19 protein-coding genes are annotated in these 20,252 nt (G+C 67.1%); 4 read left to right on the top strand and 15 right to left on the bottom strand.

The features are described 5' to 3' along the window. Positions 1-75: 75 nt before the first annotated feature. Complete coding sequence (locus tag AC6CHY_RS13115; RefSeq protein ID WP_498226995.1) at positions 76-957, bottom strand: alpha/beta fold hydrolase; 882 nt, start codon at positions 955-957, stop codon at positions 76-78. A gap of 62 nt (positions 958-1,019) precedes the next feature. Between AC6CHY_RS13115 and AC6CHY_RS13110 the strand changes: the two genes are divergently transcribed. Beyond that, positions 1,020-1,574: a TetR/AcrR family transcriptional regulator gene (locus tag AC6CHY_RS13110; protein WP_498226994.1), complete on the top strand. Its 555-nt coding sequence runs from the start codon at positions 1,020-1,022 to the stop codon at positions 1,572-1,574. Positions 1,575-2,065: 491 nt separating this feature from the next. On the opposite strand, the gene AC6CHY_RS13105 is transcribed toward AC6CHY_RS13110, so the two are convergent. The 6 genes from AC6CHY_RS13105 to AC6CHY_RS13080 form a co-directional block, all read right to left on the bottom strand. Beyond that, positions 2,066-2,851: a GntR family transcriptional regulator gene (locus AC6CHY_RS13105; RefSeq protein ID WP_217387970.1), complete on the bottom strand. Its 786-nt coding sequence runs from the start codon at positions 2,849-2,851 to the stop codon at positions 2,066-2,068. A 159-nt stretch (positions 2,852-3,010) separates the two neighbouring features. Beyond that, the gene (locus AC6CHY_RS13100; protein WP_498226992.1) at positions 3,011-3,412 is read right to left on the bottom strand and encodes a cytochrome c oxidase subunit 4; all 402 of its coding nucleotides are present in this window, start codon (positions 3,410-3,412) and stop codon (positions 3,011-3,013) included. 2 nt (positions 3,413-3,414) lie between these two features. Further along, positions 3,415-5,133 (bottom strand): aa3-type cytochrome oxidase subunit I, encoded by a 1,719-nt coding sequence (gene ctaD, locus AC6CHY_RS13095; RefSeq protein WP_217387968.1) that lies wholly within the window; start codon positions 5,131-5,133, stop codon positions 3,415-3,417. A 6-nt stretch (positions 5,134-5,139) separates the two neighbouring features. Further along, positions 5,140-6,015: an aa3-type cytochrome oxidase subunit II gene (ctaC, locus tag AC6CHY_RS13090; protein ID WP_498226990.1), complete on the bottom strand. Its 876-nt coding sequence runs from the start codon at positions 6,013-6,015 to the stop codon at positions 5,140-5,142. A gap of 205 nt (positions 6,016-6,220) precedes the next feature. Next, positions 6,221-6,595, bottom strand: coding sequence for a HesB/IscA family protein (locus AC6CHY_RS13085; protein WP_217387966.1), 375 nt, complete (start codon positions 6,593-6,595; stop codon positions 6,221-6,223). A gap of 108 nt (positions 6,596-6,703) precedes the next feature. Next, complete coding sequence (locus AC6CHY_RS13080; protein WP_498226988.1) at positions 6,704-8,113, bottom strand: dipeptidase; 1,410 nt, start codon at positions 8,111-8,113, stop codon at positions 6,704-6,706. Positions 8,114-8,183: 70 nt separating this feature from the next. Here AC6CHY_RS13080 and AC6CHY_RS13075 point away from each other — a divergent pair, with 70 nt between their 5' ends. Then, positions 8,184-8,765, top strand: coding sequence for a DUF3043 domain-containing protein (locus AC6CHY_RS13075; protein WP_498226987.1), 582 nt, complete (start codon positions 8,184-8,186; stop codon positions 8,763-8,765). Between the two features lie 192 nt (positions 8,766-8,957). Here the strand turns inward: AC6CHY_RS13075 and AC6CHY_RS13070 are convergent, their stop codons facing one another. Next, the gene (locus AC6CHY_RS13070; protein WP_498226985.1) at positions 8,958-10,049 is read right to left on the bottom strand and encodes a quinone-dependent dihydroorotate dehydrogenase; all 1,092 of its coding nucleotides are present in this window, start codon (positions 10,047-10,049) and stop codon (positions 8,958-8,960) included. A 61-nt stretch (positions 10,050-10,110) separates the two neighbouring features. Between AC6CHY_RS13070 and AC6CHY_RS13065 the strand changes: the two genes are divergently transcribed. Then, on the top strand, positions 10,111-11,304 hold the full coding sequence (locus AC6CHY_RS13065; RefSeq protein ID WP_217387962.1) for an alpha/beta hydrolase: 1,194 nt from the start codon (positions 10,111-10,113) through the stop codon (positions 11,302-11,304). Between the two features lie 23 nt (positions 11,305-11,327). On the opposite strand, the gene AC6CHY_RS13060 is transcribed toward AC6CHY_RS13065, so the two are convergent. The 7 genes from AC6CHY_RS13060 to AC6CHY_RS13030 form a co-directional block, all read right to left on the bottom strand. Then, positions 11,328-12,104 (bottom strand): isoprenyl transferase, encoded by a 777-nt coding sequence (locus tag AC6CHY_RS13060; RefSeq protein ID WP_498226999.1) that lies wholly within the window; start codon positions 12,102-12,104, stop codon positions 11,328-11,330. Between the two features lie 47 nt (positions 12,105-12,151). Next, positions 12,152-12,904, bottom strand: coding sequence for a DNA repair protein RecO (gene recO, locus AC6CHY_RS13055; RefSeq protein ID WP_217388279.1), 753 nt, complete (start codon positions 12,902-12,904; stop codon positions 12,152-12,154). Between the two features lie 79 nt (positions 12,905-12,983). Then, a complete protein-coding gene (leuA, locus tag AC6CHY_RS13050) occupies positions 12,984-14,723 on the bottom strand; it encodes a 2-isopropylmalate synthase (protein WP_217387960.1) in 1,740 nt (579 codons plus the stop codon). Between the two features lie 256 nt (positions 14,724-14,979). Continuing rightward, a complete protein-coding gene (gene era, locus AC6CHY_RS13045) occupies positions 14,980-15,951 on the bottom strand; it encodes a GTPase Era (protein WP_418888826.1) in 972 nt (323 codons plus the stop codon). Beyond that, positions 15,948-17,258 (bottom strand): hemolysin family protein, encoded by a 1,311-nt coding sequence (locus tag AC6CHY_RS13040; RefSeq protein WP_498226983.1) that lies wholly within the window; start codon positions 17,256-17,258, stop codon positions 15,948-15,950. Before AC6CHY_RS13040 ends, era begins: the two co-directional genes overlap by 4 nt. Then, complete coding sequence (ybeY, locus tag AC6CHY_RS13035; RefSeq protein WP_217387958.1) at positions 17,258-17,731, bottom strand: rRNA maturation RNase YbeY; 474 nt, start codon at positions 17,729-17,731, stop codon at positions 17,258-17,260. Before ybeY ends, AC6CHY_RS13040 begins: the two co-directional genes overlap by 1 nt. Continuing rightward, positions 17,728-18,843: a PhoH family protein gene (locus tag AC6CHY_RS13030; RefSeq protein WP_217387957.1), complete on the bottom strand. Its 1,116-nt coding sequence runs from the start codon at positions 18,841-18,843 to the stop codon at positions 17,728-17,730. Before AC6CHY_RS13030 ends, ybeY begins: the two co-directional genes overlap by 4 nt. A 495-nt stretch (positions 18,844-19,338) precedes the next feature. Between AC6CHY_RS13030 and AC6CHY_RS13025 the strand changes: the two genes are divergently transcribed. Further along, positions 19,339-20,157 (top strand): GerMN domain-containing protein, encoded by an 819-nt coding sequence (locus tag AC6CHY_RS13025; RefSeq protein ID WP_217387956.1) that lies wholly within the window; start codon positions 19,339-19,341, stop codon positions 20,155-20,157. Positions 20,158-20,252: the final 95 nt, after the last annotated feature.

The following is a 20,252-nucleotide window of genomic DNA, read 5'->3' as shown; positions in this document are numbered from 1 at the left end:
TGGAGTCGCCCGCACGCATCAGGCGTTTTCCCGGGCACTCCGGCTGCATTTCGGCGATGCGCCCATTCCGCCCCGTCAAGCTGCTCGTTCGAACCAGTCGATCGCGAGGTCGGCGATTGCGGCGGGGGCGTCGTCGGCGATGAAATGCGCTGCGTCGTCGACGTAGGTGAACTCGACGCGATCGGCGTACCGCTCCGGATTGCGGCAGACGCGCGCCACGATCTCCTCGGTCCAGGGGCGCCCGGGGCGACCAAGTACGACGAGCGTCGGCACCGTGAGCCGCCGGCGTCGGTACACGCCGAGCGCCAGGCGCATGGCCTCGGGCAGCGCCATGCCGCGGAAGAGCGGACGCACCGCGGCGTCAATGTCGGGTCGACTCATTGGGGCGAGGTGGGCTTCGATGTCTGCCTCCGACATCGGGCGGGCGACGAACTCCTCGGAGAAGACTCCGCGCAGTGAGGCGCCCGGGCGGTGCCAGATGTACGGGGGCAGGTGCCGGACAGCCGGAAGGGCCTTTGGGCTGAACCTCATGAAGGCTGGCGGCACGGAGAGTTGCACTGCCGTTCGAACTCGCTCGGGGTGGTCGTAGGTCAGTTGCATCGCGGTAATGACGCCCATGTCGTGGGAGACGAGGTGGGCGCGGTCGACATGGAGGACGTCGAAGAGGCCGAGCAGGTCGCGCAGACGTGTCTCGCGTTCGACACGCGGGTCATCGGCCACGGTCCAGCCGGCCCCGCGCAGGTCGGGGCAGTAGACGCGGTAGCCGCTCGCGGCGATGGCCGGGGCTATGGCGTGCCACTGCCACCAGTGCTGGGGAAATCCGTGCAACAGCACGACCGGCTCGCCCTCGCCGATGGCGGCGAGGTGAGTGTGCAGGCCGGGTGTCTCGACGACGAAATGGTCGAAGCCTGAGGCATCTGGCAGCGGCGGCGACCAGGCCGAGGCAGGCGTGGACATGGCGACTCCTTCCGACGAAGCAGATACTATTTTCATAGTAAACCTTTGGGGAAGGAGCGTCGATGGCGGGAATGACCCGGGAGCGCGGCCTCGAGGCGGCCGTGGAATTGCTGGGCGCGGAGGGCGTGCGCGCGTTGACCCATGCGCGGGTCGACGAACGAGCCGGCCTGCCTCCCGGGTCGACCTCGAACTGGTTCCGCACCCGTCGGGCGCTACTCGGCGGAATTGTTGACTGGATCGCCGAGCGCGAGCGCGCCGACCTGAAGCCGGCCGCGATGCCGACGATCTCGGGAGTCGACGAGCTGATCGAGGGTCTGTGCGCCATGGCCGAGCTGCAGGCCGGGCCATTCGCCGCGCGCACCCGCGCACGCTACGCCCTCTTCCTCGAACTCGCGGACGACCCTGAGCTTGGCGAGCCGCTGCGGCGGCAGCGACACGAGTTCGAGCGGTGGACCGAGAAGATCATGATCGCCGTCGGCATCGCCGACCCAGTGCCGGCGACGAGGGCCCTCATGGCACTCGGCGACGGACTGCTCCTGCACCGCATCACCGTCGACCCCGGGCTCGACATGCGCCCCGCCATCGAACGCACCGTGCGCGCCCTCGCGGAATCCTGACCCGATGACCCCTCGCAGACTGCCAAGCACCGCGGCGCCTCGCTCCGATTTCAAATCCAAGGTGCGGTCCGCTGTTGCGCCCCCAATGCCCGCCGAGCCATTGCTGACTGATGAGAGGGAGTCAGTCGGGCACCATCTTTTGGGCAACTTGATCGCGTCCCATTGAGCGTTCCTCTTGCGGACGGGCCAGGCGGTGACCGTCCTGCGTCCGACCACCCAGAATCTGGCTACCGGTCGTCGACCGCCAACCGGCACACTGCCAAACCCTGATCCGGACAGCCCCTTGCCGGACGCAACCGTTTCGACGGCAGTGAAGTGACCTTCCCTGCCCTGAGTCCGCCGGTCATGACCACCGGGCTGTCGCCAACGGCTGTACAGCCGGTCCGCAAGTTCGTGGAGTCCCCGTGGCCGCGCCGACCATCCCCTGGGGGCCGCGGAGCGGCGCCATCTGCACCTAGGAGGGGCCTGACGCCGCGCTGGAGGGTCCGGGGCTACCGCAGGGTGGTGTAGCGCGGGCTCCGGGTTCCCTGGCGCTGCAGCGGGACGAACAGCTTGTAGCGGTCCGAGCGGTACAGGGAGATCGAGTAGTCGACGAGCACCTCGCCGACGAAGGCGTAGCGGGTGATGCGCAGCAGCGGGAAACCCACCTCGACCTGCAGCAGTCCGGCATGCTCGCTCGTCGCGGCCGTGCTTTCGATCTGGTCCTCGCCCCACTCCAGGATCAGGCCGTAGCGTTCATGCAGCGACTGGTAGAGCGAAATGGGCGGAGGGTCGTTCAGGAAGCCGGGCACCAGCGCGCTGGGCATGAAGTTCTCATCCAGGCTCATGGGCTTGCCGTCGGCCAGCAGGAGGCGGCTGAAGCGGATCACCGGTTCGCCCTCGTCGATCTCCATGTGCCGCGACAGGGTGCTGGAGGCGGGCGCTTCCTCGAAGCGCAGCACGTGTGCATCGGGGACCATGCCGCGCCGGACCATTTCCTCGCTGTAGGAGTTCAACCGGATCTGCAGGTCGAGCTTCGGGTGTGCCACGAAGGTCCCCACTCCGACCACCCGCTTGAGCACCTGGTCCTCGACCAGCGAGTCGATGGCCTGTCGCAGGGTCTTGCGGGCCACGTTGAATCCCTCGGACAGCTCGCGTTCGGGCGGCAGCCGGTAGCCGGGCTTGCAGACGGTCGCCGCGTGGGTGCGCAGGATCTCACGGATTTGCCGGTACTTGCTGACCGGCGAGTCCTCGTCGATGTGGCCATGCACCTTGGGCTGTGGCGCGTAGGGTTTCACGTTTGCTCCAGTGTCGGCGGGCCGGCACCCGGCCCCTCATCTTCCCATTGTCCCGCATGCAGCCGATGGACGCTTAAACAGCGGAAGCGGTGCTTCCCTCCCCGCGAGGGGAAAGAAGCACCGCTTCCGCCGAGGTACTGCGCTTGCTACCGGCCCGGGTTAGTGGGCGTGGTTGCCGCGGCTGAACTCGTAGACCCAGCCAACGAGGCCGATGATCGTGAGGCCAACGCCGATGTACAGGACCCAGAAGCCCAGTGCAAGGCCGGCGAAGCCGATCGCCGCACCCGTGCCGAGGGCCAGCGGCCACCAGCTCCACGGGGCGAAGAGGCCGACGGTGCCGGCGTTCTCGTGGATGTCGCCGTCAAGACGGTCCTCGGGGCGGGCACCGACGCGACGCGAGGTGTGCAGCAGGTACCAGCCGATCATGATGCACATGCCGGAGAGCATGAACAGGGCCAGGAAGCCGACCGGTTCCTCCCACTCGGTCATGATGCCGTAGACGATCCCCACCGGGGTGAAGAAGAAGAGTCCGCCCAGGAAGAGCCAAGATTCAATTTTCATCTCTACATGTCCTTCTGGTCTGCCGGGCCGAAGATCTTGGCCACCGCGGTTTCCGGGGTCGAGCGTGCGCTCAGTTCCGGGTGGTGGAGGTCAAGAGCCGGGCGCTCGGAGCGGATGCGCGGGATCGAGTGGAAGTTGTGGCGCGGCGGCGGGCAAGAGGTTGCCCATTCCAGCGATGCACCAAAGCCCCACGGATCATCCACGGTGACCTTCTTGCCGTTGCGGTGCGTGGTCCAGACGTTCCAGAAGAACGGGATCATCGACATGCCCAGGATGAAGGCGAACACGGTGGAGAACTGGTTCATGGTGGTGAACCCGTCTTCCGGCATGTAGTCGGCGTAGCGACGCGGCATGCCCATGACGCCCAGCCAGTGCTGGATCAGGAACGTGCCGTGGAAGCCGATGAACAGAAGCCAGAAGTGGATCTTGCCCAGGCGCTCGTTGAGCATCTTGCCCGTCCACTTCGGCCACCAGAAGTAGAAGCCCGCGAACATCGCGAAGACAACGGTTCCGAAGACAACGTAGTGGAAGTGCGCCACCACGAAGTAGGTGTCCGAGACGTGGAAGTCCAGCGGCGGTGCCGCCAGGATGATGCCGGTCAGGCCGCCGAAGAGGAAGGTCACCATGAAGCCGATGCTCCAGAGCATCGGGGTCTCGAAGGTGATCGATCCGCGCCAGAGGGTGCCGATCCAGTTGAAGAACTTCACGCCCGTCGGTACGGCGATCAGCATCGTCATGAAGCCGAAGAACGGGAGCATGACCTGGCCGGTGGCGTACATGTGGTGCGCCCACACCGAGACGGACAGTGCCGCAATCGAGATGGTCGCGAAGACCAGGCCCTTGTAGCCGAAGATCGGCTTGCGGGAAAACACCGGGAAGATCTCCGAGACGATGCCGAAGAACGGCAGCGCAATGATGTAGACCTCGGGGTGGCCGAAGAACCAGAACAGGTGCTGCCACAGCATCGGGCCGCCTGCCTCGGGATCAAAGACGTGCGCCCCGAACCGCCGGTCCGCGCCGAGTGCGAACAGTGCCGCGGCCAGCGGCGGGAAGGCCATCAGGATCAGGATCGCGGTGATCAGCGTGTTCCAGGTGAAGATGGACATGCGCCACATGGTCATGCCCGGTGCACGCAGGCAGATGATCGTGGTGATGAAGTTGACCGCACCGAGGATCGTGCCGAAGCCCGAGAGCGCCAGGCCGAAGACCCAGAGGTCCCCGCCCACGCCGGGGCTGAAGGTGGTGTTGGACAGCGGTGCGTAGGCGAACCAGCCGAAGGAGGCTGCACCCTGCGGGGTCAGGTAACCGGCCAACGCAATGGTCGAGCCGAAGGAGAAGAACCAGAATGCCAGCGCGTTCAGGCGCGGGAAGGCGACATCCGGTGCACCGATCTGCAACGGCATCATGACGTTGGCGAAGCCCGCGAACAACGGGGTCGCGAACATCAGCAACATGATGGTGCCGTGCATGGTGAACAGCTGGTTGTACTGTTCCTTGGTCTGCAGGATCTGCATGCCCGGTTCGAACAGCTCGGCGCGGATGACCAAGGCCATCACGCCGCCGATGCAGAAGAAGATGAACGAGGTGATCAGGTACATGTACCCGATCGTCTTGTGGTCGGTGGAGGTGATCCAGTTGACGAAGATCCGTCCCTTGGAAATTGGGACCACGCGCGGCGCGAGGGTCTTGACCTCGTCGGTGGCGTATTCGTAAGTAGTCACGACGGGTTACTTCCCTTCCGTGGCGTGGGCCGAGGCCTGATTGACCTCGCCCGGCTTGCGGTCCTGTTCCTCACCAATGTGGCCGTCCTTCATGACGGCCAGCTGGTCGAGGAATTCCTCTTCGGACACGACCTCCACGTTGAAGAGCATCTCCGAGTGGTACTCGCCGCAGAGCTCCGCGCACTTGCCGTCGAATCGTCCTTCGACCTGTGGGGTGAGGTAGATGTAGTTGGTGTGCCCCGGGAACATGTCCATCTTCTGCAGGAATGCGGGGACCCAGAACGAGTGGATGACGTCGCGGCTGTTCAACTCAAGCGTGACGCTCTTTCCAACCGGCAGGTACAGGGTCGGCAGGGTGTCTTCGACGCCCTCTTTGCCGGTCAGGTGCGCCTGAACGGTTGCGTCGTACTTCTCCTGGCCGCCGTAGGTGTAGTTGTAGTCCCATGCCCACTGCTTGGCACGGACATCTACGACAAGCTCGGATTCCACCTTGGCGTTGATCGACTTCTCGGTGCTGTCCGCGAACGTGAAGAACGTCAGGACCAGCACGAGCGGAACGGCCGTGTAGAAAATCTCGATGGGCAGGTTGTAGCTGAGCTGGCGCGGGTAGCCAGTGTCATTCTTGCGACGGCGGTAGGCGATGATGCACCAAAGCATCAGGCCCCAGGTCAGGATACCGATCAAAAGTACGGTAATCCACGAGTTGACCCAGAGATCCTGGATCATACCGGTGTGGTTGGTGGTGTCACGTTCGACGTTTGGGAGCCAACCTCGCTGGACTTCCGCTGAACATCCCGTCAACAACAATGCACCGGAACCAGCAATCGCCAAGACTTTGGCTATGCCTTTCCGGCGGCTGCTGGTTCGGTCTTGCGAACTCACAGACGGCCCTTCCTCTTTGTTGGTGCTGAATGAGTCTTCGCCTCCCAGCGGCCGGACTCAAGTGAATCAACGCTGATGAGGTCGAAGAAAACCATAGTTTTACTACTTATCGTAGAGCTTACCCTCTCGGGCATGCGAATGCCGACCAAAACACCGCCCAGGGACGAAGATGTCTCAACGTATGGGCGGTGCATTTGGTTCCGTCTTAGTGGAAGGAATCTCCACAGGCGCAAGAGCCCCCGGCAGAGGGGTTGTCGATGGTGAAGCCCTGCTTGGAGATGGTGTCCTCGAAGTCAATCGAAGCGCCGTCCAGGTAGGGAACGCTCATCTTGTCCACGACAACCTCAACGCCGTCGTAGTCCTTGACGGCGTCGCCCTCAAGCAGGCGCTCGTCAAAGTAGAGCTGGTAAATCAGGCCCGAACATCCCCCTGGCTGAACGGCGACGCGCAAACGAAGATCGGTGCGGCCTTCCTGTTCAAGCAGTGAACGGACCTTGTCTGCCGCGACGTCCGAAAGCTTGACCTCGTGGCTCGGAAGCTCCGTGGTGTCCGCGGTGGTCTCATTGGCTGCAGTTGTCATGCGTGATCCTCCATATACTGCTCACTTGGGCGACGCCTCAAGCGTGGCCCCTCACCTTCAATGGTACGACGAGACCGCAAATGCTGGCGCGGCGACGAAGTGCGGGTCCTATAGCCCGTGGTTGTTCAAGCGTGCCAAGAGCAGGGCCTCGGCCAAAATTGCGTGACGGAAATCGCCCAGGTGCAGCGACTCATTGGCCGAATGGGCCCGGGAATCCGGGTCTTCCACGCCGGTGACCAGGATCTGGGCCGCCGGGAAGACATCCAGCAGGTCGGAGATGAACGGGATCGATCCGCCGATGCCGGTCTCCACGGCGGGAACGCCCCAGGCCTCCCCCAACGCCCACAGGCTGGCCTGGGCCGCGGGCGCCGAGGTGTCGGTGGCAAATGACTGCCCGGCCTCCTCGGCCTCGAAGGTGACCTGCGCGCCTCCCAGGTCCTGGCCCAGGATGTGCCGGCGCACCGCCTCGGTGGCCGCCTCCGGGTCCTGGCCGGGGGCCACGCGCAGGCTCAGCTTGAAACGCGTGGACGGCAACAGGGTGTTTGACGACACCGCCACCGAGGGAATGTCCATGCCGATGATGGACAGTGCCGGCTTGTTCCAAAGGCGGTCGGCAATGTTGCCGCTGCCGGCGAGCTGCACCGAGTCCAACACGGAGGAATCGTCGCGGAAGGCTGCCTCGGGGTAGTCAACCAGGGCGTGCTCGTTGGACACGAGCCCCTCGATCGCCACGTTGCCCTGTGCGTCGTGGAAGGTGGAGATCAGGCGGGCCGCCACGGTGGGGGCATCGAGCACCGGCCCGCCGAACATCCCCGAGTGCACCGCGTGGTTCAGCGTGCGGACCTCGACCACTCCCCCGACCATGCCGCGCAGGGACGTGGTCAACGCCGGGACCCCGACCTTCCAGTTGGAGGAGTCGGCCACCACGATCACGTCCGCCTCCAGGCGGTCGCGGTGGGTCTCCAGGAACTGGCGGAAGCTGGGCGAACCGGCCTCTTCCTCACCCTCGAGGAAGAACGTGACGCCGAGGCCGAAGTTGGCAATGGTGTCAAGCACCGCGCGCAGGGCGGCGATGTGCACCATGATGCCGGCCTTGTCGTCGGCCGCTCCCCGGCCGTAGAGCCGGCCGTCGATCTCGGTTGCCTCGAACGGCTTGGTGTTCCACAGCTCCTCGTCGCCCGGGGGCTGCACATCGTGGTGCGCATAGAGCAGAATGGTGGGCTTTCCGTCGCGGGCGGGGCGGTTGGCCACGATCGCCGGGCCGCCCATGGCGCCGGCGGCGGTGGGCACGCGGAGGATCTCGACATTTTCCATGCCGGCCTCCCGCACCAGTTGCGCCACTGCCTCGGCGCTGCGGTCAAGCTGGGCGGGGTCGAACGATTCCCAGGCAATGCCGGGAATCGCCACGAGCCTGCCCAGTTCGGAGACGATGCGCTCGAAGTCCATCTCGACGTGTGCGTCCAGGGAGTCCCGATCCACGCCGAAAGTGGCCGGGGCGGCGGTGTTCTTGGTAGTCATGGGAAAAAGCCTACAACCGCGCCGGGCGCCCGATGACGATGGCGTGCCGGGTGCAAGCTAGACTGGCAGGGTGTTTGGACGCAAGAAAGATCAGGCAGCTTCCGTAGAAGCGCCCACAGAAGAGACCACAAAGCCCGCCGGCAAGAATGCCCCGACCCCGAAGCGCAGTGCGCAGCAGGCGCAAAACCAGCGCCCGCTGGTGCCCACCGACCGCAAGCTGGCGCGCGCGGCCGAGCGCACCCAGCGCCTCGAGGCGCAGAACCGCATGCGGCTGGCCAACGAGACCGGTGACGAGCGCTTCATGGCTGCCCGCGACCAGGGACCGCAGAAGCGCTTCGCCCGCGACTACGTGGACCGCCGCTTCATGATCGGCGAATACCTGATGTTCGCGGTCTTCGCGTTCCTGATCGTCTCGCTGAGCCTCTCCAGGTACCCGCAAGTGACCGTGTACGTGACCTTTGCCCTGTGGATCCTGGTCGCGCTGGTGGCCGTGGACGCGTTCATCATGTCCCGCGGCCTGCGGAAGGGCCTGGTCGCCCGCTTCGGCTCGGTCGAACGCGGCGTCACCTACTACGGCATCATGCGCGGCCTGCAGTTCCGCAAGCTGCGCCTGCCCAAGCCGCAGGTCCGCCGCGGCGAGGACCCGCGCTAACACCACGCACAGGCGTTCAAGAATCCACACCAAGGCGTGTGGCACCCCACGGACTGGATCCGGCCGGGGAGCCACACGCCTTTTCGCTGCCCGGGATCCGGCTGCCGCGCCCGCCGCGCTCCCCCGGGGCACGGCACAAACGCCGTGGGCCCCGTCGCCGACTGCTCGGTGACGGGGCCCACGGGGCGGCGGCTACTTGCTGGCCAGGGACCTGCCCTGTGCCTGCGCGGCGGCCAGCGCCTTGTTGATGCCGCGGACCCACAGCGGGCCCTCGTAGAGGAATGCGGTGTAGCCCTGGACCAGGTCCGCGCCGGCCTGGAGGCGCTCGATGACGTCCTCCCCGGTGCTGACCCCGCCCACGGAGATGATCGCCATGTCGGCGGGGACCTTCTCGCGCAGCAACTTGAGCACCGCCAGCGAGCGGGCCTTCAGCGGGGCCCCGCTCAGCCCGCCCGCCCCGATCTCGGCGACCTTGAAGGCGTCGGAGACCAGCGGCTCGCGGGCAATGGTGGTGTTGGTGGCAATAATGCCGTCGAGCTTCAGCTCGGTGGCCAGCGTGGCGACGTCGGAGATGTCCGCGTCATTGAGGTCGGGGGCGATCTTGACCAGCAGCGGGACATGGCGCCCGGCGACCCGGTCGGCCTCCGCGCCCACCGCTTCCAGCAAGGGCCGCAGCGTTTCGACGCCCTGGAGCAAGCGCAGCCCCGGGGTGTTGGGGGATGACACGTTGACCACCAGGTAGTCGGCATGGGCCGCCAGCTCGCGGGTGGAGACCAGGTAGTCGGCGACGGCGTCGTCGAGTTCCACGGTCTTGGTCTTGCCGATGTTCACGCCGATGACCGGGCGGCGGGCCCCGAAGCGCCCGGCCAGGCGCAGCCGTGCGGCGCGGATGCGCGGCGCCACCGCGCGCGCACCGTCGTTGTTGAACCCCATGCGGTTGATGACGGCCTTGTCCTCCACGAGGCGGAAAAGCCGGGGCTTCTCGTTGCCCGGCTGCGCGACACCGGTGATGGTGCCGACCTCCACGTGGCCGAAGCCCAGGTCCGCCAGCGCCGGGATGCCGGCGCCTTCCTTGTCGAATCCCGCCGCCAGGCCGAAGGGCGAGGGGAAGTCGATGCCCATCACCGTGCGGCGCAGCGCCGGGTCCGGGGCGCACAGCTTCCGCGCGATGACCGACACCCCGAGCTTCTCGGCCAGCCGCAGGGCATCGAAGGAAAAGTGGTGTGCCTTTTCGGGGTCCATCTTCGTGAAGACCAGGCGGAAAATCGTGGGGTATATGCGCATGACTCCTAGTCTTCCCCGCAACCACGCTTCCAAACAACTTCAAGTTCGTTATGCTCAACACATGTCGCACGCCTCCTCCCTCGGTTCAAGGTCGGCGCTCCCGCCGGAGAACGATCCCAGCGCCGCCTGGCCGGACTTCAGCGCAACGACCCGGCCCGGAGCCTGGGAGCCCGACATCCTGGGCGAGGGGTTCAGCTACACGACATTGCCGCTGGGCGCGGATGCGGAGGGCGAGCTGTGCGCCACGCTGGTGCGCCACCGGCTCCCCACCCCGGAACCGGAGCACGCGGGAACCACTGCAGGTTCGAGGTTGCGTGCCGCCCTTGACCGGCTGTGGCCGCGGCCAAGTTCGCCCTCCCCCGCGCCCGCGTCCGGGACACCTGACCGGAAGGCGGGCTTCGTGCTGGCGGTCCATGGCTGGAGCGACTACTTCTACAACGCCGAACTGGCCCGCTACTGGACCGCGCGCGGCTACGCCTTCTATGCGTTGGACCTGCGCCGCTACGGGCGCAGCCTGCGCCCCCACCACCTGAACCCCGGCTTCACCGCGTCCCTGGACGAGTACGACGCCGACCTGGACGCCGCACTGCACATGATCCGCTCGCTGGAGGGGCCGGACGCGACGGGGATCTGCGTGGCGCATTCGACCGGCGGACTGGTGGCAAGCCTCTGGGTCAACCGCCACCCGGGCGCCTTCCACGCACTGATCCTCAACAGCCCGTGGCTGGAGATGCAGGGCAGCTACCTGGTGCGCTACGCCGCCCAGGGCGTGGTCGAGCCCATCGCACGGCGGCGGCCGCGGGCCAAGCTGCACCTGCCGGAACTGGACAACTACTGGCGTTCCATGAGCCGGCAGGCCCAGGGTTCCTGGGACCTGCATCCGCTGTGGCGTCCGGCGGTGGCGTTCCCGGTGACAGCGGGCTGGATCACCGCGGTGATGGCCGGGCACCGCGAGGTCTCACGGGGCCTGGACATCAAGGTGCCGGTGCTCGTGCTGACCTCGAAGACCTCGCACCTGGGCACCGCCTTCGACGAGTCGATGCTTCACCACGACTCCGTGCTGGAGGTGCAGGTGGTGCGCGACCGCTCCCTTCGCCTGGGTTCCGAGGTGGCCAACACGCTCATCGCCGGGGCCATGCACGACGTGTTCGCGTCCCAGCCCGAACCGCGGGCCGCCGCCTACGCCGCCATCGACAGGTGGGGCGCCGGCTACCTGCCGGGACATGCCGCGCGCGCGGACGCCGTGAGCCCCTGACCCCGGCCCCGGGCCCCGCGGGATCAGGCTCCGGGGGCCGGGGCCGCGGTCACCGGCTTGTCCACCGCACCGCCGTAGCGGCGGTCGCGGCTGGCGTATTCGCGCACCGCGTCCCACAGCGTCGTGCGGTCCACGTCGGGCCACAGCTCGTCGATGAACACCATCTCGGCGTACGCCGACTGCCAGAGCAGGAAGTTGGAGGTGCGCTGCTCGCCGCTGGTGCGCAGGAACAGGTCGACGTCGGGCATCTCGGGCTCGTCCAGGTGCCTGGCCACGGTCTTCTCGCTCACCTGCGAGGGCTTCAGGGTGCCGGCGGCCACCTGTTCGGCGATGGCCCTGACCGCGTCCGCGATTTCCGCCCGCCCGCCGTAGTTCACGCACATGGTCAGCTGACAGGTCTGGTTGGCGGCGGTGAGCCTCTCGGCGTCCTTGAGCTCGTTGACCACGGTGCGCCACAGCCGCGGCTCGCGCCCTGCCCAGCGCACGCGCACGCCCCATTGGTTGAGGGTGTCGCGCTGGCGGCGCAGCACGTCGCGGGAGAAGCCCATGAGGAAGCGCACCTCCTCGGGGCTGCGCTTCCAGTTTTCGGTGGAGAAGGCATACACCGAGACGTACTTGATGCCCATCTGCACCGCGCCGGCCATCACGTCCAGCAGCGCCGCCTCCCCGGCCCGGTGGCCCTCGGTGCGCGGCAGGCCGCGCGCATTGGCCCAGCGGCCGTTGCCGTCCATCACGATGGCGACGTGTTGCGGCACCAGCTCGGGGCGGATCTGCGGCATCGGGGCATCGCCCGGACGCATCGCGGGGGTCACGGGTCCGGGCTTGCCGGTGATCTTGGGGGCCTTGCTCATCTTCGCTCCACGAGTTTGAGGGATTTCACTGCGCGTTCAAGGTGCCATTGCAGGTAATTGGCCACCACCGCGGCCGCCTGCGCACGGGTGGCCCCGTCGGCCGCGTCGATCGTTGCCCACTCGCCGTCAAGCAGGGCGGCAAGCAGGGCCACCGTGGCCGGCGGCGGGGACATCGATCCGGCGGGCCGGCAGTCGTGGCAGACCACCCCGCCGAGGGGCACGTTGATGGCCTGGTGGGGACCCACCGCGCCGCAGCGCACGCAGTGGGTGAAGCTCGGCGCCCAGCCGGCGGTGGCCAGGGCACGCAAAAGGTAGGAATCCAGCACCGTCCCGGGTTCGTGCCCGCCGCGGGCCAGCGCGGCCAGCGCGCCGTGCAGCAGGCGGTACTGCGGGGCGATGGACTCGGCGTCGGCATCGGTGAGCCGCTCGGCCGTCTCCAGCATTGCCGCGCCGGCGGTGTAGGCGGAGTAGTCCGCCACCAGTGCCTGCCCGTAGGGGTGGCGCAGCTGGGCCTGGATGATGGTGTGCAGCGAGCGGCCGGCCACGATCTGGGCATCGACCTCCATGAACGGCTCGAGGGTCGCCCCCATCTTGGAACTGGTGCGCCGCACCCCCTTGGCCACCGCGCGCACGATCCCGAACTCGGGGCTCAGCAGCGTGATGATCCGGTCGGCCTCGCCCAGTTTGTGGGTGCGCAGGACAATGCCGCGGGTGCGGTAGCTTTTTGCGGTAAACCCTGAACGTGCCACGCTGTCCATCATCTCAAAATAATGGGGGTCCCGTGCACCGTTGCGGCGCACGGGACCCCCTCTACTGCGTTTCCCGGCCTCAGTGCTGGTCGCGCACCGCGCGGTTGACCGCGGAAATGAGCGCCTTCAGCGAGGACATGGTGGTGTTGGTGTCAACGCCCACGCCCCAGAGCACGCGTTCGCCCACGGCAGCCTCGACATAGGCAGCGGCGGCGGCGTTCCCGCCCTCGGAGAGGGCGTGCTCGGTGAAGTCGAGCACCCGCACGTCCACGCCCTCGTTGCCCAGGATGTTCACCAGCGCGTTGATCGGGCCGTTGCCGGCCGCGGTGCGGCGGTGCGGGACCCCGTCGATGAGCAGGGTCGCGGTCAGCGCGAAGCTGCCGTCCTCGGCGGTCTCGGCGGTGGCCGAACCCAGCTTGAAGCGGCCCCACTCCTGCGCGTCCGAGCCCTCGGTGACCGGCAGGTACTCGTCCTGGAACACGTTCCAGATCTCGGCGGAGGAGATTTCCCCGCCCTCGCCGTCGGTCTTGCGCTGGATGACGCCGGAGAACTCGATCTGCGCGCGGCGCGGCAGGTCCAGCGAGTGCTCGTTCTTGAGCAGGTAGGCGACCCCGCCCTTGCCGGACTGCGAGTTCACGCGGATCACTGCCTCGTAGGAGCGGCCGATGTCCTTCGGGTCGATCGGCAGGTACGGCACGCCCCAGGTGATCTCGTCCACGGTCTTGCCGGCCGCGGCGGCCTCTGCCTCCATGGCCTCGAAGCCCTTCTTGATGGCGTCCTGGTGGGAGCCGGAGAAGGCGGTGAAGACCAGGTCCCCGCCGTAGGGGGAACGCTCGGCGACGGGCAGCTGGTTGCAGTACTCGACGGTGCGGCGGATCTCGTCCATGTCGGAGAAGTCAAGCATCGGGTCGATGCCCTGGCCGAAGAGGTTCATGCCCAGGGTGACCAGGTCGACGTTGCCGGTGCGCTCCCCGTTGCCGAAGAGGCAGCCCTCGATGCGGTCGGCGCCGGCCAGGTAGCCGAGCTCGGCGGCGGCGACGCCGGTGCCGCGGTCGTTGTGCGGGTGCAGGGACAGCACGATGGAGTCGCGGTTGGCCAGGTTGCGGTGCATCCACTCGATGGAGTCGGCGTACACGTTGGGCGTTGCCATTTCCACTGTTGCCGGCAGGTTCAGGATCATCTTGTTTTCCGGGGAGGCCTCGAGGACCTCGGCCACGGCGTCGGAGATGCGCTTGGCGAATTCCAGCTCGGTGCCGGTGAAGGACTCCGGGGAGTATTCGTAGGTGATCTTGGTGCCGACCAGCTGCTCCTCGTACTTCTTGCACAGCCGCGCGCCGGTCAGCGCGATGTCGACGATGCCGTCCTCGTCCTGGTTGAACACCACGCGGCGCTGGAGCACCGAGGTGGAGTTGTACAGGTGCACGATGGCCTGCTTTGCGCCCTCGAGGGCCTCGTAGGTCCGCTCGATCAGGTGTTCGCGGGACTGGGTGAGAACCTGGATGGTCACGTCGTCCGGGATGCCGCGCTCGATGAGCTGGCGGACGAAGTCGAAGTCCGTCTGCGAGGCCGAGGGGAACCCGACCTCGATCTCCTTGAAGCCCATCTTGACCAAGAGGTCGAACATCTTGTGCTTGCGCTCGGGGCTCATCGGGTCGATCAGCGCCTGGTTGCCGTCGCGCAGGTCCACGGCGCACCAGCGCGGGGCGGTGGTGATGTACTTGTCCGGCCAGGTGCGGTCGGGCAGCGAGACGTGGATCTGGTCCTGGAACGGCACATACTTGTGGACGGGCATTCCGGAGGGCTTTTGCAGGTTTTGCATTTCAGGGGGCCTTTTCCTTGGTGGTGAGAAAGTGGGCCGGGACGGTGGGTGACTCCGCAGCGAGGGGTCGGCCGAAGGACGCGTTAGAGTCCTGTCTGGGTCTCGCCGCGGCGGCTTAGTAGAAGTAGTCCGAAATGCACAACTTCACCCTAGCACCAGGTGTCGGCCGCACCGGAAGCCGGTCGCACAATATTGCATTTGCGTGTCACAAAGCCGCCGGTGCCCCGGGGATCCCGAGGCACCGGGCGGTGCGCGCCTAGAAGCCGAGCTTGCCCAGCTGCTTGGGGTCGCGCTGCCATTCCTTGGCGATCTTCACGTGCAGGTCGAGGTAGACCCGGGTGCCAAGGAGCGCCTCGATGGCCTTGCGCGAACGCGTGCCCACGTCGCGCAGCCGGGCGCCGCCCTTGCCGATGACGATGGCCTTCTGGCTCGAGCGCTCCACGTACAGGTTCACCCGCACGTCCAGCAGCGGGCTGTCCTCCGGGCGCCCCTCGCGCGGGACCATTTCCTCCACGACCACGGCCAGGGAGTGCGGAAGCTCGTCGCGCACGCCCTCCAGGGCCGCCTCGCGGATCAGCTCGGAAACCATCTTGGCCTCCGGCTCGTCGGTCAGTTCACCGTCCGGGTACAGCGGCGGGGAGAGCGGCATCTGGGCCACCAGCACGTCGGCGACCTCGGAGACCTGGAAGTCCCCGGTGGCCGAGACCGGGACCACCGCGGCCCAGCCGCCCTCGCCCAGGGTGTCGACCCCGAGCTGGGTGACGGCCATCAGCTGCGCCATCAGCGCTGCCCGGTCCACGGTGTCGGCCTTGGTCACGATGGCGACGATGGGCTTCTTCTGCAGCTGCGCGAGCTGGGTGGCGATGAACCTGTCGCCCGGGCCGATCTTCTCGTTGGCCGGCAGGCAGAAGCCGATCGCGTCGACCTCGGAGAGCGTGTCAGCCACCAGGTCGTTCAGGCGCTGGCCCAGCAGCGTGCGCGGGCGGTGCAGCCCCGGGGTGTCGACCAGGATCAGCTGGGAATCCTCGCGGTGCACGATGCCGCGGATGGTGTGGCGGGTGGTCTGCGGCTTCGAGGAGGTGATGGCCACCTTCTGGCCGACCAGCGCGTTGGTCAGCGTCGACTTGCCCGCGTTGGGGCGGCCCACGAAGGAGGTGAATCCGGCGCGGAAGTCCTCGGGCCAGCCTCCGGTGGGCAGCATCTGTGGCTTCTTGATGTTCCGGCTCATGATTGCTCCTTGTGATGCCCTGCATCTTTGGCGGCGGGGTGTTCGCCGGTCTTGGGTTGTTTTTCTACCTTGCGCACCAGGATCTTGCCGATCCGGTTGCGTCGTCCGCTCAGGGAGAGGACCTTCATTTCGATGCCTTCGAAGGTGGCGTGGGATCCGAGCACCGGCACCGATTCAAGCACCTTGCCCAGCAGCCCGCCCACCGAGTCGACCTCGTCCTCGTCGATGTCGATGTCGAAGAGTTCGCCCAGTTCGTCGATGGAGGTGTGGGCCCGCACCACGAAGCTGCCGTCGCCCACCTCCTCGATCTCGACCTTTTGCCTGTCGTACTCGTCGTCGATCTCCCCGACGATTTCCTCGATGAGGTCCTCCAGGGTGACCAGTCCGGCGGTTCCGCCGTATTCGTCGATGACGATGGCCATGTGCGTGGATTCCTGCTGCAGCTCCGGCAGCAGCTCCGCCACGGACTTGGACTCCGGGACGTAGCGGACCTTGCGGGCAAGGTCCTCCACCTTGTCGGTGCTCTCCGGGCCCAGGTGCAGCTTGTAGGCCACGTCCTTGAGGTAGACGATGCCGAAGATGTCGTCGGCGCTCTCCCCGATCACCGGGACGCGCGAGCAGCCCGAGGCCAGGAACAGGTCCATGGCGGCGTTGAGCCCCTCGCCCTTGTCGATGGTGACCATGTCGGTGCGCGGGACCATGACGGAGCGGACGTAGGTGTCCTCGAGGTCGAAGACCGAGTTGATGATTTCCGCCGCCTCGTCCTCCAGCCCGTCGCCCTCGGTGGCCCTGTCGACCAGGTCGCGCAGCCGTTCCTTGGAGAGGAAGCCGTCCTCCTCGGCGACCGAGCGCGGGCTCAGCGCCTGGCCGATGCCCACCAGCCAGGTGGGGATGGGCCCGAGGACCACGCGCAGGAAGCGGACCAGCGGCGCGGTGTAGCGCACCACGGTGTCCGCGTGGCTGCGTCCCAGCCGGCGCGGGGACACCCCGACCAGCACGAAGCCGACCGCCGCCATGGTGGCGGTGGCCAGCAGCCCGGCCAGCCAGACGTTCTCGAGGCGGTCAAGGTAGAGGATCGCGATCGCCACGGCAGCGGCGGTCTCGAACCAGATCCGCCAGAAGCGCACGGCGTGGGTGTGGCTTTGCGAGTCGGCCAGGATGTTGGCCAGGTGCGGCGAGGCGTAGTCGTTGCGCAGGGTTTCGGCCTGCTGCCGCGAGAGGTAGAGATATGCCGACTCGGCGGCGGTGAGGAGGGCTGCACTGAGGATGAAGACCAGTGCGCCGAACGCGAGGATGACCGCGGTCACTAGTCCATCGTCTCCCGGGGAGCCGGGCGGCCCAGGAAGCCCTCGAGCAGCTGGCGCTGGAGGGAGAACATGACGTCCTTCTCCTCCGGCTCGGCATGGTCGAAGCCCAGCAGGTGCAGCATGCCGTGGGTGGCCAGCAGCAGGATCTCGTCCTCCACCGAATGCCCGCCGGCCTGCGCCTGGACGGTGGCTACCTGCGGGCAGATCACGATGTCGCCGAGCATGCCCGCCTCGGTGGGCGAGCCGGGGACACCGGGGCGCAGCTCGTCCATCGGGAAGCTCATCACGTCGGTGGGCCCCTCCAGGTCCATCCATTCCACGTGCAGCGCGCTCATCGGCTCCTCGTCGAGCAGGATGATGGAGACGTCGGTTTCCGGGTGCACATAGAGTTCGGCCAGGATGTGGCGCCCCAGCGCGCTGACGCGCTCCAGGTCCGCGGCGATCGCGGATTCGTTGTTGACCTCTACGCTCATGGGGACTGCTCCTGGTTTTCGGGCGCGCGGCCCTGCTGTTTCTTTTCGGGCGGGTGCTCGGGGTTCTTCCCGGTGGTGGCGCGGCGGCGGGCGCGGGCCTTGGAACGGTTGAAGTTGGGGTCCTGGCGCGCGGTCCAGCGCTCGTAGGCGCCGACGATGGCGCCGACCAGCCGGTGGCGGACCACGTCGGTGGCGTCGAGTTCGCAGAAGGCGATGTCGTCCACGCCCTCGAGGATCTCGGTGACCACGCGCAGCCCGGACTTGGTGCCGCCGGGCAGGTCGACCTGGGTGATGTCCCCGGTGATGACGATCTTGGAGCCGAAGCCGAGCCGGGTGAGGAACATCTTCATCTGTTCGGGCGTGGTGTTCTGCGCCTCGTCCAGGATGATGAAGGCGTCGTTCAGGGTGCGCCCGCGCATGTAGGCCAGCGGGGCGACCTCGATGGTGCCGGCGGCCAGCAGCCGGGGCATCGAGTCGGGTTCGATCATGTCGTGCAGGGCGTCGTAGAGCGGGCGCAGGTAGGGGTCGATCTTGTCGGTGAGGGTGCCGGGCAGAAAGCCGAGCTTCTCCCCCGCCTCGACGGCCGGGCGGGTCAGGATGATGCGGCTGACCTCCTTGGCCTGCAGCGCGGCCACCGCCTTGGCCATGGCCAGGTAGGTCTTGCCGGTGCCGGCGGGGCCGATGCCGAAGATGACGGTGTTCTCGTCGATGGCGTCGACGTAGCTCTTCTGGTTCACGGTCTTGGGGCGGATGGCCTTGCCGCGTCCCGAGAGGATCTTCAGCCCCAGCACCGACTGGGCCTCGTCCGCGCCGGAGCTTTCCAGCATGCGCACCAGCTGCTCGATGGTCTGCGCGGAAATGCGGGTGCCGTTTCCGGCCAGCGTGCGGGCCTCGGTGATGACGCGCAGCGCCTTGTGGGCCTGGGCCGCATCGCCGGCGACGCGCAGCTCGTTGCCGCGTGCGTGCAATTCCACCTGCGGATAGGCTCCGGCGATGACGCGCAGCAATTCATCGTGTGCGCCGAGCGTGGCGACCATTTGGTCCGAACTGTCGAACTGGACCAGCGCGTCCGTTCCCCGGGGCTGGCCGACTTGGCTCACTTGTTGGTCCATACGACTGTTGCAGCCTCCGCATTCCGTGCCGGCGAATGGCGCCTGCGGTCTTTCCGCGGCCATGGTTCCCTGCACACTCCCAATCCTATCGTGGATGGCGGCACCGGTACCGGGACACGGCGGCCGGGACGAACCGCGGCCGCGTTTCGGCGCCCGCACCCGGCCAAAACCAATGGACGTAAGGTATCTGGCGGGGTTGTGCAACGATTCGGGCACAACTTCCATTCGTACATATCAATCACGCAACAGTCCACGCGAATCGCGGATTTCCCGCCCTACCGTTCGTCAACCTATGCCAAGCTGGGGAATGACCGGCGGCGATCCCCCCGCCACCCCGGTCCCGACACGTCCCCCCGGCTACCTGCAGAAAGTCCCAATATCCCGATGTTCCGTTCCAGTCGATCCCCCCGGTCCCGCCTTGCGGTGCTGGGGCTCACGGTGGTGCTAGGCACCCTTGCCGCCTGCGGGCTGGGGGTGCCCGGCGAGAGATATTCCATGCCGAAGGCTGCCACCAGCGTGCAGACGCCCGCGCCGCTGCCGAGCGTGGAAATGGAATCGCTGAACACCACGGCACACGTGCCGGTCTACTGGCTGGCGGAAAACGACGGGACGGTGTCCCTCTACCGCGAGTTTGTCCGCGTCAAGGGCGCGGCGGACCCGATCGCCGATTCGGTGCGCTACATGCTCTCGCAGAAACCCGCCGACCCGCGCTACTTCAGCGCCTGGCGCCCCAGTGCGGCGGTGGGTGCCTCGATCAGCCCGGACAACGTCATCACCCTGGACCTCTCGGCCAAGGCCTTCGGCTCCGCGGTCGATGCCGGCCTGGCCGAGCGGTCCATTGCCCAGCTGGTGTTCACCGCCACGGCAGCGGCCTCCAATGCCGGGATCCTCACCGAGGGGCTGGAACCCAGCGTGCGGATCCTTGTCGACGGGGAATCCGGCCACGAGGCCTTCGGCCACATTGCGCTGGACCACAACTTCACGCGCGACGCGAGCCTGGCCGCGCCGCTGTGGATCATCGACCCGCAGTTCGGCACCACCCAGAAGGCAGGCCAGGTCACCTTCCACGGGGTCAGCGCGATGTTCTCCGGCGGGGAGTTCTGGGAAATCACCCGCCGGGCCGAATCCGGGGACCAGGGCACCGTCGTGGCCTCCGGGGCGCTTCACACCGGGGGCGAGGCGCTGGGCCACAACGAGTTTTCCTTCACCTACGTGCTGGCCCCCGGGGACTACTCGTTCTCCGCCTGGGGCGTCGATGCGCAGACCGGCCAGCGCGCCGGGACCGAATCGAAGGACTTCACCGTCAAGCAGTAGCGTTGGCGCGCCGCTTCCCGGCGCCCCGTCCCAACGCAGATCCCCCGGGAACCCGCCTGCATGCCGGCCGGTTCCCGGGGGATCTTTTTGTTCCG

The organism is Paeniglutamicibacter sp. GQ140 (assembly GCF_059759235.1).
The sequence above is the reverse complement of the archived record's forward strand: the minus strand, read 5'-3'. Positions and strand labels throughout refer to the sequence as shown.

What these genes read in the sequence shown, in the direction of transcription:
- era (WP_418888826.1), bottom strand. Translation starts at nt 15,951, where the DNA reads ATGAGCCGGAACATCAAGAAGCCACAGATGCTGCCCACCGGAGGCTGG.
- AC6CHY_RS13110 (WP_498226994.1), top strand. Translation starts at nt 1,020, where the DNA reads ATGGCGGGAATGACCCGGGAGCGCGGCCTCGAGGCGGCCGTGGAATTG.
- AC6CHY_RS13060 (WP_498226999.1), bottom strand. Translation starts at nt 12,104, where the DNA reads ATGCGTCCGGGCGATGCCCCGATGCCGCAGATCCGCCCCGAGCTGGTG.
- AC6CHY_RS13100 (WP_498226992.1), bottom strand. Translation starts at nt 3,412, where the DNA reads ATGAAAATTGAATCTTGGCTCTTCCTGGGCGGACTCTTCTTCTTCACC.
- AC6CHY_RS13065 (WP_217387962.1), top strand. Translation starts at nt 10,111, where the DNA reads ATGTCGCACGCCTCCTCCCTCGGTTCAAGGTCGGCGCTCCCGCCGGAG.
- ybeY (WP_217387958.1), bottom strand. Translation starts at nt 17,731, where the DNA reads ATGAGCGTAGAGGTCAACAACGAATCCGCGATCGCCGCGGACCTGGAG.
- AC6CHY_RS13080 (WP_498226988.1), bottom strand. Translation starts at nt 8,113, where the DNA reads ATGACTACCAAGAACACCGCCGCCCCGGCCACTTTCGGCGTGGATCGG.
- AC6CHY_RS13115 (WP_498226995.1), bottom strand. Translation starts at nt 957, where the DNA reads ATGTCCACGCCTGCCTCGGCCTGGTCGCCGCCGCTGCCAGATGCCTCA.
- AC6CHY_RS13085 (WP_217387966.1), bottom strand. Translation starts at nt 6,595, where the DNA reads ATGACAACTGCAGCCAATGAGACCACCGCGGACACCACGGAGCTTCCG.
- leuA (WP_217387960.1), bottom strand. Translation starts at nt 14,723, where the DNA reads ATGCAAAACCTGCAAAAGCCCTCCGGAATGCCCGTCCACAAGTATGTG.
- AC6CHY_RS13030 (WP_217387957.1), bottom strand. Translation starts at nt 18,843, where the DNA reads ATGGACCAACAAGTGAGCCAAGTCGGCCAGCCCCGGGGAACGGACGCG.
- AC6CHY_RS13070 (WP_498226985.1), bottom strand. Translation starts at nt 10,049, where the DNA reads ATGCGCATATACCCCACGATTTTCCGCCTGGTCTTCACGAAGATGGAC.
- AC6CHY_RS13025 (WP_217387956.1), top strand. Translation starts at nt 19,339, where the DNA reads ATGCCGAAGGCTGCCACCAGCGTGCAGACGCCCGCGCCGCTGCCGAGC.